The sequence below is a fragment of the Desertihabitans aurantiacus genome, assembly GCF_003344635.1.
In the GTDB taxonomy this organism is placed as follows: Bacteria; Actinomycetota; Actinomycetes; order Propionibacteriales; family Propionibacteriaceae; genus Desertihabitans; species Desertihabitans aurantiacus.
The window spans coordinates 1-9,498 of the sequence record NZ_QPKK01000156.1 but is presented as its reverse complement, the minus strand read 5'-3'; the positions used below and the strand labels follow the sequence as shown (position 1 = coordinate 9,498).

Below are 9,498 nucleotides of genomic sequence, written 5' to 3'. Positions count from 1 at the left end.
CGCCGCCGTGGCTGGCGAACAGCGCCGGGCGGAGCACCCGCCGGTAGCCGACCCCGAGCAGCGCCCGCCTCGTCCGCGACGTGCGGGCGTCGCGGACGAGGCCGGTGCCGGTGCTCATGCCCGCGCGGCGTCCCAGGCGGTGCCCGCCGCCGCGGGCGGGCGGATGTCCTCGCTCCACGACTGCAGCGAGCGGACCCGCGGCCCGGTGCTGGCGTCGGACTCGATGCCCTGCACCGCGGCGGCCAGACCCTGCACGGTGGTGATGCAGGGCACGTTGAGCCGGACCGCGGCGGTGCGGATCTCCCACCCGTCGTTGCGGGGCCGGCCGTCGGTGCTGATCCCGTGCGGGGTGTTGAAGATGAGGTCGACCTCGCCGTCGAGGATGGCCTGGACGATCGTCTTCTCCCCGTTCGGGCCGGGGCCCTGGCTGTGCTTGCGCACCTCGGTGACCTCGACCCCGTGCCGGCGCAGCACCGAGGCGGTGCCGGCGGTGGCCAGCACCTCGAAGCCCAGCTCGGCCAGCCGCTTGACCGGGAAGATCACGTGCCGCTTGTCCCGGTTGGCGACGGAGATGAAGACCCGTCCGCGCTGCGGGAGCGGTCCGTTGGCGGCGGTCTGGCTCTTCGCGAAGGCCGTCCCGAAGTCGCGGTCGAGCCCGATCACCTCACCGGTGGAGCGCATCTCCGGGCCGAGCACCGAGTCGACGAAGGTGCCGTCGACGGTGCGGAAGCGGTTCCACGGCATCACGGCCTCCTTGACCGCGATCGGCGCGTTCGGGGCCGTCCAGGCGCCGTCGGTGCCGGTGCGCAGCAGCCCGGCCGCCCGCAGGTCGGCGATCGACTCCCCCAGCATGATCCGGGCCGCCGCCTTCGCCAGCGGCGTGGCGGTGGCCTTGGAGACGAACGGGACGGTGCGCGAGGCGCGCGGGTTGGCCTCCAGCACGTAGAGGACGTCCCCGGCCAGCGCGAACTGGATGTTGATCAGTCCGCGGACGCCGACCCCGGCCGCGATCGCCTCGGTGGAGGTGCGGATCCGGTTGATCACCTCCTCGCCGAGGGTGACCGGCGGGAGCGAGCAGGCCGAGTCGCCGGAGTGGATGCCGGCCTCCTCGATGTGCTCCATCACGCCACCGAGGTAGAGCTCGGTGCCGTCGTAGAGGGCGTCCACGTCGATCTCGACCGCGTCGTCGAGGAAGCGGTCGACCAGCACCGGGTGCGCCGGGCTGACCTCGGTGGCGCGGTCGATGTAGCCGGCCAGGCTGACCTCGTCGTAGACGATCTCCATCCCGCGCCCGCCCAGCACGTAGGAGGGGCGGACCAGCACCGGGTAGCCGATCTCGGCCGCGATCGCCGACGCCTCGGCGAAGGAGCGGGCCAGCCCGTGCTTGGGCGCGGGCAGCCCGGCCTCGGCGAGCACCCGCCCGAAGGCGCCGCGCTCCTCGGCCAGGTCGATGGCCTCGGGGCTGGTGCCCACGATCGGCACCCCGGCGGCCTTGAGTGCCGAGGCCAGCCCGAGCGGGGTCTGCCCGCCGAGCTGGACCACCACACCGACCACCGGGCCGGCGGCGCGCTCGGCCTCGACCACCTCCAGCACGTCCTCCAGGGTGAGCGGCTCGAAGTACAGCCGGTCCGACGTGTCGTAGTCGGTGGAGACGGTCTCGGGGTTGCAGTTGACCATCACGGTCTCGTAGCCGACCTCCGACAGCGCCAGCGAGGCGTGCACGCAGGAGTAGTCGAACTCGATCCCCTGCCCGATCCGGTTCGGGCCGCTGCCGAGGATGATCACCGCCGGCTTCTCCCGCGGCACCACCTCGGTCTCGGAGTCGTAGCTGGAGTAGTGGTACGGCGTGGTGGCGGCGAACTCGGCCGCGCAGGTGTCGACCGTCTTGTAGACCGGCCGGACGCCCAGCGCCCACCGGACCCCGCGGACGACGTCCTCGGGCAGGTTGCGGAGCTGGCCGATCTGGCGGTCGGAGAAGCCGTGCCGCTTGGCGGTGCGCAGCAGCTCGGCGTCCAGGGTGGCGGCGTCGGCGATCTCGCGGGCCACCTCCAGCTGCAGCACCAGCTGGTCGACGAACCAGGGGTCGATCGCGGTCGCCGCTGCCACCTGCTCGGCGGTGGCGCCGGCGACCAGGGCCTGCAGGACGAGCACCAGCCGGCCGTCGTGCGGGCGGCTGGCCCGCTCGAGCAGCGTCTCCACCGGCTCGGTGACCGGCGCGGACCAGTCGAAGCGGGCCTTCGGGTCCTCCAGGCTGCGCAGCGCCTTGCCGAGCGCCTCGGTGAAGTTGCGCCCGATCGCCATCGCCTCGCCCACGCTCTTCATGTGGGTGGTCAGCGTGGAGTCGGCGGCGGGGAACTTCTCGAAGGCGAACCGGGGCACCTTGACCACGACGTAGTCCAGCGTCGGCTCGAAGGAGGCCGGGGTCTGCTCGGTGATGTCGTTGTCGATCTCGTCCAGCGTGTAGCCGATGGCGACCTTGGCCGCGATCTTGGCGATCGGGAACCCGGTGGCCTTGGAGGCCAGCGCGCTGGAGCGCGACACCCGCGGGTTCATCTCGATGACGACCAGGCGCCCGTCGACGGGGTTGACCGCGAACTGGATGTTGCAGCCGCCGGTGTCGACGCCCACCTCGCGGATGACGCCGATGGCGACATCGCGCATTCGCTGGTACTCCCGGTCGGTCAGCGTCATCGCGGGGGCGACGGTGATCGAGTCTCCGGTGTGCACGCCCATCGGGTCGAAGTTCTCGATCGAGCAGACGATGACCACGTTGTCGGCGCGGTCGCGCATCACCTCGAGCTCGTACTCCTTCCAGCCCAGGATCGACTCCTCGATCAGCACCTCGGTGGTGGGGCTGGCGGCCAGGCCTGCACCGGCGATGCGGCGCAGGTCGTCGGGGGTGTGGGCGAACCCCGAGCCCAGACCGCCCATGGTGAAGGAGGGCCGCACGACCACCGGGTAGCCGAGCTCGTCGGCGGCGGCGAGCACCTCGTCCATGGTGTGGCAGATCAGGCTGCGGGCCACCTCGGCGGCCGGCTGGCCCTCGGTGACGCCGGCGATGCCGGTCAGGCCGAGCACGATCTCCTTGAACTGGTCGCGGTCCTCACCGCGCTGGATCGCCTCGATGGAGGCCCCGATCAGCTCGACGCCGTAGCGCTCCAGCACCCCGTTCTCGGCCAGCGCGACCGCGGTGTTGAGGGCGGTCTGCCCGCCGAGGGTGGCGAGCAGGGCGTCGGGGCGCTCGGTGGCGATCACCTGCTCCACGTACTCCGGCGTGATCGGCTCGGTGTAGGTGGCGTGGGCGAACTCGGGGTCGGTCATGATCGTGGCCGGGTTGGAGTTGACGAGGATGACCCGGAACCCCTCCTCCATCAGCACCCGGCAGGCCTGGGTGCCGGAGTAGTCGAACTCACAGGCCTGGCCGATGACGATCGGACCGGAGCCGATCACCAGGACGGACTCGATGTCGGTGCGACGGGGCATCAGCGGCTCTCCTCCTGTGCTGCCTCGAGCACGTCGACGAAGCGGTCGAACAGGTAGGCGGCGTCGTGCGGGCCGGCCGCGGCCTCGGGGTGGTACTGCACGGAGAACCCGCGCAGCCCGCCCTCGCCGTCGCGCAGCTCCAGGCCCTCGACCACTCCGTCGTTGAGGCAGTGGTGGCTGACCGAGACGGTGCCCCACGGGGTCTCGGCGGAGTCGCCCTCGGGTGCCTCGACGGCGAACCCGTGGTTGTGGGCGGTGACCTCCACCTTCCCGGTGGAGCGGTCGATGACCGGCTGGTTGATGCCGCGGTGGCCGTACTTGAGCTTGGTGGTGCCCAGGCCCAGCGCGCGGCCGAAGATCTGGTTGCCGAAGCAGATCCCGAAGTAGGGCAGCCGGGCGTCCAGCACCTCGGTGAGCAGGGACACCGGGCCGGTGGCGGCGGCCGGGTCGCCGGGGCCGTTGGAGAAGAAGACGCCGTCGGCGCCGCGGCCGCGGATCTCCTCCAGCGTGGTGGTGGCGGGCAGCACGTGCACCTCGATGCCGCGCTCGGCCAGCCGGACCGGGGTCATCGTCTTGATGCCGAGGTCGACCGCGGCCACGGTGAACCGCTTCTCCCCGCGGGCGGGCACCACGTAGGGCTCGGCGGTGGTGACGTCGGCGACCAGGTCGGCGCCGGCCATCTGGGCCTGGGTGAGCACCCGCTCGCGCAGCGCCTCGGGGTCCAGCGTCTCGGTGGAGACGCCGACCCGCATGCTGCCGCGCTCCCGCAGGTGGCGGGTCAGCGCCCGGGTGTCGACGCCGTTGATCCCGACCACCCCCTGCTCGGCCAGCGCCTCGGACAGGGTGCGCCGGCTGCGCCAGCTGCTGGGGACGCGGGCGAGGTCGCGGACCACGTAGCCGGCGACCCACACGCGCTGGGACTCGTCGTCCTCGTCGTTCCAGCCGGTGTTGCCGATGTGCGGCGCGGTGGCCACCACCACCTGGCGGTGGTAGCTGGGATCGGTGAGCGTCTCCTGGTAGCCCGACATGCCGGTGGAGAAGACGGCTTCCCCGAACACCTCCCCCCGGGCTCCGAAGGAGGTTCCGGTGAAGGTCCGGCCGTCCTCCAGGACGAGGACTGCGGGGGTGGACCCGGACGAGGGCGCGAGAGAGTGCATGGACCGTCCTTTCCTGCCTCGACGGACAGGTCTTAAAGGTTGGTGTGTCTGGCGCAGGCTACCAGCCGGATCCACCCATCGGACGCGCTCGGACGTCGCTCAGCCGGCGGGCTCCTCCAGGTAGACCAGCCCGTTCCCGTCGGGGTCGGCGAAGGCGAACATCGGCGGCACGCCCTCCCAGCGCAGCACCTCCGGGTTGTGCAGGGTCACCCCGGCCTCACGCAGCCGGGCGTGGGCGGCGTCGGCGTCGGTGGTGCCGAGCCGGATCGCCACCGGGATCTGGCTGTCGGGCGGCAGCAGGAGCAGGGAGACCGCCGACCCGGGCGGCACCACCTCGACCAGCCGGGCGCCGGGCCACAGCTCGGCGTCGGTGCGCAGCTCGCAGCCCAGCACCTCGGTGTAGAAGGCCAGCGCGGTGTCCTGGTCGCTCACCGGCACCGACACGGACAGCACTCTCGTCGTCGTCATGGTCTGGTCGACCGTGGTCGCGGCCCGCACTCATCGGGCAGGCACGGCCAGCCGTTCGAACAGGCCCGGGTAGTGGGTCACCCAGCCGTCGGCGTCGACCTCGATCTCGGCGGTGAAGTCGCTGTCGCGGGACTCGTGGCGGTAGCGGCGCATCGGCACCCGGCAGGTGCAGCGCTGCGGGTCGGACCACCTCCAGCTCGGGGAAGGCGAGGTAGACGGTGACGATGTCCGCGCTCTCCCCCGGGGCCAGGCCGAGCCGGTGGATCGGGAAGGTGTTCGTGGCCGGGCTGATCGAGAGGTCGGGGTCGAGGGCCCCGTCGAGGTCCGGCCGTGCTCCGGTGGCGTCGCGCCAGCGGGTGCGAGCACCGTGCCTCGGCCCGGTAGCAGGACCCGTCGGCGACGAGCTCGCAGTGCTGCCAGCCGTCCCGCCCGGCGGTGGTCCACCGCAGCGCTCCGGTCCGGACGTCCATCTGGTTCTCCTCCGAGGGCGGTGCCGGGCCCGCCGGTCAGTCTGCGGCCGGCTCCACCTGCTCCGGGCCGGGCCCGGGGTCGGGCACCGGGCGGTCGGCCGCGATGGCCGACAGCACACCGTTGAGGAAGGCCGGGGAGTCGTCGGTGGACAGGTCCTGCACCAGCGCCACCGCCTCCGAGACCGCCACGCTGGTCGCCATGTCGGTCCAGTCCAGCTCGTAGACCGCGATCCGGGCGACGTTGCGGTCGACCCGCGGCATCCGCTCCAGCGTCCAGCCCGGACGCAGCACCGAGCGGATCCGGCCGTCGATCTCGCGCTGGTAGCTGACCACGCCGCGCACGAGGTCGCGGGTGAAGTCGCGCACCGGCGGGTCGGCGGCCTGCGTGCGCTCCTCCAGCGTGGCCAGCGGGTCACCGCCCCGCAGCTCGGCCTCGAACAGGATGTCGACGGCGCGCTTGCGGGCCTTGCTGCGGGGGCTGAGCCGGGTGCGTGGCCCCGAGGGGCTGCGACGGGGTGCGGTCACGCCGCTCAGCTGCCGACCCGGCCGAGGTAGTCCCCGGTGCGGGTGTCGACCTTGACCTTCTCGCCGGTGGTGAGGAACAGCGGCACCTGGATGGTCTTGCCGGTCTGCACCGTGGCGGGCTTGGTGCCGCCGGTGGAGCGGTCACCCTGCAGACCGGGCTCGGTGTAGGTGATCTCCAGCTCGACCGAGGCCGGCATGTCGATGTAGAGCGGGTTGCCCTCGTGCAGCGCGACGGTGGCGGTCTGCTCCTCGAGCAGGTAGTCCTTGGCCTCGCCGACCACGGTCTCCGACAGCGTCATCTGGTCGTAGGTCTCGGTGTCCATGAACACGTAGCCCTCGCCGTCGTGGTACAGGTACTGCATCTCGCGGCGGTCCACGGTGGCGGTGTCGACCTTGGTGTCGGAGTTGAAGGTCCGGTCGACGATCTTGCCCGACAGGACGTGCTTGAGCTTGGTGCGCACCACCGTGTTGCCCTTGCCCGGCTTGTGGTGCTGGAACCACTGCACCTGCCAGAGCTGACCGTCCAGGTCGAGCACCATGCCGTTCTTCAGGTCGTTGGTGGATGCCACGCTCCGTGCCTCTCGTCTCGCGGGGGACCCGGCCGTGCCGGGTCCGAACCCGGGCAGTCTAGTCGAACCGGCACCGGGGCCGCGCCCCGCGAGCGGTCCCCGGGGGCGTCACCCGCGCTCCCCGGCGGGCGGGGTGCGCAGCGGCCCGCTGCGGCGGGTGCTCCACCAGACGAGCGCGGTGAGCACGACGACGGCCACGGTCGGCACCAGCTGGGTGGACGCCCCCGAGACGCTCGCGCGGCTCCCCAGCGCGGCACCGATGTCGGTGTGCAGGGCGACCCCCAGCACGAGGGTGGCGGTGTTGAGCACCGCGTGCAGGACGACGGCGACCTCCAGCCCGCCGGTGCGCCAGGTGATGAGGGCCAGCCCACCGAAGAGGACGAGGTACCACAGGACGACGTAGGGGTCGGTGGCGCCGTGCACGGCGGTGAACAGGACGGTGGAGACCACCACGGCCAGCACCAGCCCGGCCCGGGCGCCGCGCGTCCAGCCCCCGAGCACGCGCAGCATGAGCCCGTGCACCCCGTACTCCTCCCCCGCCGCCTGCAGCGGGGTGAGCAGCACCGTGGCCAGCAGCATGAGCACCAGGTCGCCCTGCGTCCACGGCACCTGCTCGGCGGGGACGAGGAGGAAGGTGACCGCGGTGACCAGCAGCCAGGGCGGACCGAGCAGGAGCAGCGCCCGGGCCAGGACGTCCAGACGGACCCGCGACACCACCGAGTGCAGGGAGGCGGCAGGCACCCCGTACAGCCACCGCTGCAGCAGCAGGCTCCACGGCAGCAGCAGGGCGACCCCCACCATGGCGCCGGCGTGCCGGGACGGGCTGTAGGGAGCCCGGCCGGGCGCGGGGGCCACCCCGGCCGCGACCTCGAGCGCGCCGACCGCCAGGCCGATGAGGGTGGGGAAGGCCACCAGACCGGCGGCCAGCAGCACGATCGCGAGGATGCCGCGGCCGATCCGGCGCCGCTCCCCAGCCAGGACCCGGTGGTACTCGACGCCGGCCGGGATGCCTGCGCGCGAGCCTGGTCCGGTGGGCGCGATCAGCCAACCCGGATCGGTCCCCGGTGCGGTGGTGGTCATGACGCCTTCCGCTCAGTTGCCGACGGCGTCGAGGTACCAGCGGTACCTCAACCGCATCGCCCGCTCGCTGCTGCCCAGCGCTGCGGCGAGACCGAGGCCGACGTTGACCCACAGCGGCAGCCGGACCGGGGACTCGAAGGTGCCGACGAGGGCCGTCACCGGCGGGATCTCGGAGATCGGCTCGGCCAGCTGCAGCAGGTTGAGCCCGACCCCGACCAGCAGGGCCAGCACCGAGACCACGCCGATCCAGCGGCTGAGGACGGGGTGGCGCCGGTCGAGCCGGGCGCGGCGGCCCTCGGCCGAGCGCGGGTCGGGCACCAGCTGGTGCTCGGTGCCGTCGTCGGCGACGAAGTGGGCCCGGCGCAGCCCGAAGGTCGACGTCGCGACCTCCAGCCGCCCACCCTGGACCGGGAAGACGGCGGGGACGGTGGCGCGGGCGTGCCGGCGGCCGTCGCGGTACAGGTCGGCCCACACCCGGCCCTCGGAGTCGCCGCCGCGGCGGACGTCGACCGCGTAGCCGGGTCCCGTCCGCCCGGGCAGCTGCAGGTGCAGCAGCGAACGGCTCAGCAGCTGCCAGAACCGGAAGCGGGGCAGCGGGCGCCCGTCGCCGGGCTTGATCTTGCGCACCGCCCACTCGCGGCGCCAGGTGTCCAGCACGGTCGGCTCCTGCTCGTCAGAGAATCGGTTGGGTGGGACCGAGCACGCTGTGCTCGTACGGCGTACTGGTCAGGGTGCCGGTGCGTCAGCGCGACGCGCCCGGCCGATCGGCCCGAGGTGGGTGGAGCCGAAGTCGTGCAGCTTGAGCCCGTAGCCCAGCGCCCGGTCGACGGCGACGTGGAAGGCCCAGCAGGCGGCGAGGAGGGCGAGCCAGGTGGCCTCGTGGCCGGCCCAGCGCGTCACCAGGAAGACGGTGAGCACGAGCGCGGGGCCGGTGTGGTTGTGCACCGCGTTGTAGGCCAGCGCCCCGACCCGTGGGCCCCGCAGGTAGCCGAGCGCCGAGAGGTCGAAGAGCAGGAACGCGGCCAGCAGCAGCCACCAGGGCTGCCCGGAGACCAGCACCGCGACGACGACCGCCAGCGCGACCGCACCGTTCTCGACCCGTTGCGTCGTCGCCGCCGGCGCCCGGTGCCGCCGCCGGTCCCCGTCCTCCGCCATCCCGACCTCTTCCTCGCACCTCGCGGACCCCTGACCCCGAGCCCACACCCTGTCCCAGGGACCGGGTCAAGGCCGGTCCTCCACGGTCGCCTCAGCCGGCGCGCAGCGAGGCGAGGACCTCGTCGGTGCGGGCCACGTCCGCGCGGTCGACGGCGCTGACGCTGGCCAGCACCTCCGACGCGCCGGTGCGCTCGACCAGCTCCTCGAGCCGGGCGCGCACCTGCTCGGGGGTGCCGGCGACGGCGCTGCGCATCCAGCCCTGCACCGCCTCCACCTTCTTCGGCCGCGCCCCGGCGAGCAGCCGGTGCACCTCCTCGACGGGGCGCAGCGGCCGGAACTCCCCGACGTCGCGGGAGTCGGCGAAGGCCCACGCCTCGGGCAGCAGCAGCTCCCGGGCCTGCTCGGCGGTGTCGGCCACCACCACCTCCACGCTCACCACCAGGTTGGGCGAGGTGTCGGCGCGGGCCGGGCGGAAGTCGCGGGCGTAGGCGGCCAGGGCGGCGGCGTCGTCCAGCAGCGGCCCGCCGGCGACGGCGGGCAGCCCCCGTTCGGCCGCCAGCCGCAGCCCGCCGGCGATGGCGAGCAGGTACA

At 73.2% G+C, this 9,498-nt stretch carries 9 protein-coding genes and 2 pseudogenes; all 11 read right to left on the bottom strand.

Annotated features, from left to right (window positions below; translation table 11 throughout):
* Window positions 1-114 precede the first annotated feature (114 nt).
* Window positions 115-3,483 carry a carbamoyl-phosphate synthase large subunit gene (gene carB / locus DVA66_RS12870; RefSeq protein WP_114560451.1) on the bottom strand — a complete coding sequence of 1,123 codons (3,369 nt, stop codon included), beginning with the start codon at window positions 3,481-3,483 and terminating at the stop codon, window positions 115-117.
* On the bottom strand, window positions 3,483-4,640 hold the full coding sequence (gene carA / locus DVA66_RS12865; protein ID WP_114560450.1) for a glutamine-hydrolyzing carbamoyl-phosphate synthase small subunit: 1,158 nt from the start codon (window positions 4,638-4,640) through the stop codon (window positions 3,483-3,485). The genes carB and carA overlap by 1 nt, the downstream gene beginning before the upstream one ends.
* A gap of 99 nt (window positions 4,641-4,739) precedes the next feature.
* Window positions 4,740-5,108, bottom strand: a complete 369-nt coding sequence (locus DVA66_RS12860) for a VOC family protein (RefSeq protein WP_114560453.1) — start codon at window positions 5,106-5,108, stop codon at window positions 4,740-4,742.
* Between the two features lie 30 nt (window positions 5,109-5,138).
* Window positions 5,139-5,273, bottom strand: a pseudogene (locus DVA66_RS22025) (putative glycolipid-binding domain-containing protein); the annotation flags it as partial.
* A 28-nt stretch (window positions 5,274-5,301) separates the two neighbouring features.
* Window positions 5,302-5,697: pseudogene (locus DVA66_RS22100) on the bottom strand (putative glycolipid-binding domain-containing protein); the annotation flags it as partial.
* On the bottom strand, window positions 5,615-6,103 hold the full coding sequence (gene nusB, locus DVA66_RS12845; RefSeq protein WP_198671727.1) for a transcription antitermination factor NusB: 489 nt from the start codon (window positions 6,101-6,103) through the stop codon (window positions 5,615-5,617). The pseudogene DVA66_RS22100 and the gene nusB, both read right to left, overlap by 83 nt.
* Before the next feature lie 5 nt (window positions 6,104-6,108).
* On the bottom strand, window positions 6,109-6,672 hold the full coding sequence (gene efp, locus DVA66_RS12840) for an elongation factor P (RefSeq protein WP_114560447.1): 564 nt from the start codon (window positions 6,670-6,672) through the stop codon (window positions 6,109-6,111).
* Window positions 6,673-6,780: 108 nt separating this feature from the next.
* A complete protein-coding gene (locus DVA66_RS12835) occupies window positions 6,781-7,752 on the bottom strand; it encodes a CPBP family intramembrane glutamic endopeptidase (RefSeq protein ID WP_114560446.1) in 972 nt (323 codons plus the stop codon).
* A 12-nt stretch (window positions 7,753-7,764) separates the two neighbouring features.
* Window positions 7,765-8,409 (bottom strand): hypothetical protein, encoded by a 645-nt coding sequence (locus DVA66_RS12830; protein WP_198671726.1) that lies wholly within the window; start codon window positions 8,407-8,409, stop codon window positions 7,765-7,767.
* A 69-nt stretch (window positions 8,410-8,478) separates the two neighbouring features.
* Complete coding sequence (locus DVA66_RS12825; protein WP_114560445.1) at window positions 8,479-8,907, bottom strand: DUF4260 family protein; 429 nt, start codon at window positions 8,905-8,907, stop codon at window positions 8,479-8,481.
* Window positions 8,908-8,998: 91 nt separating this feature from the next.
* The coding region (locus tag DVA66_RS12820) for an LLM class flavin-dependent oxidoreductase (RefSeq protein ID WP_114560444.1) at window positions 8,999-9,498 on the bottom strand (500 nt) is incomplete at its 5' end.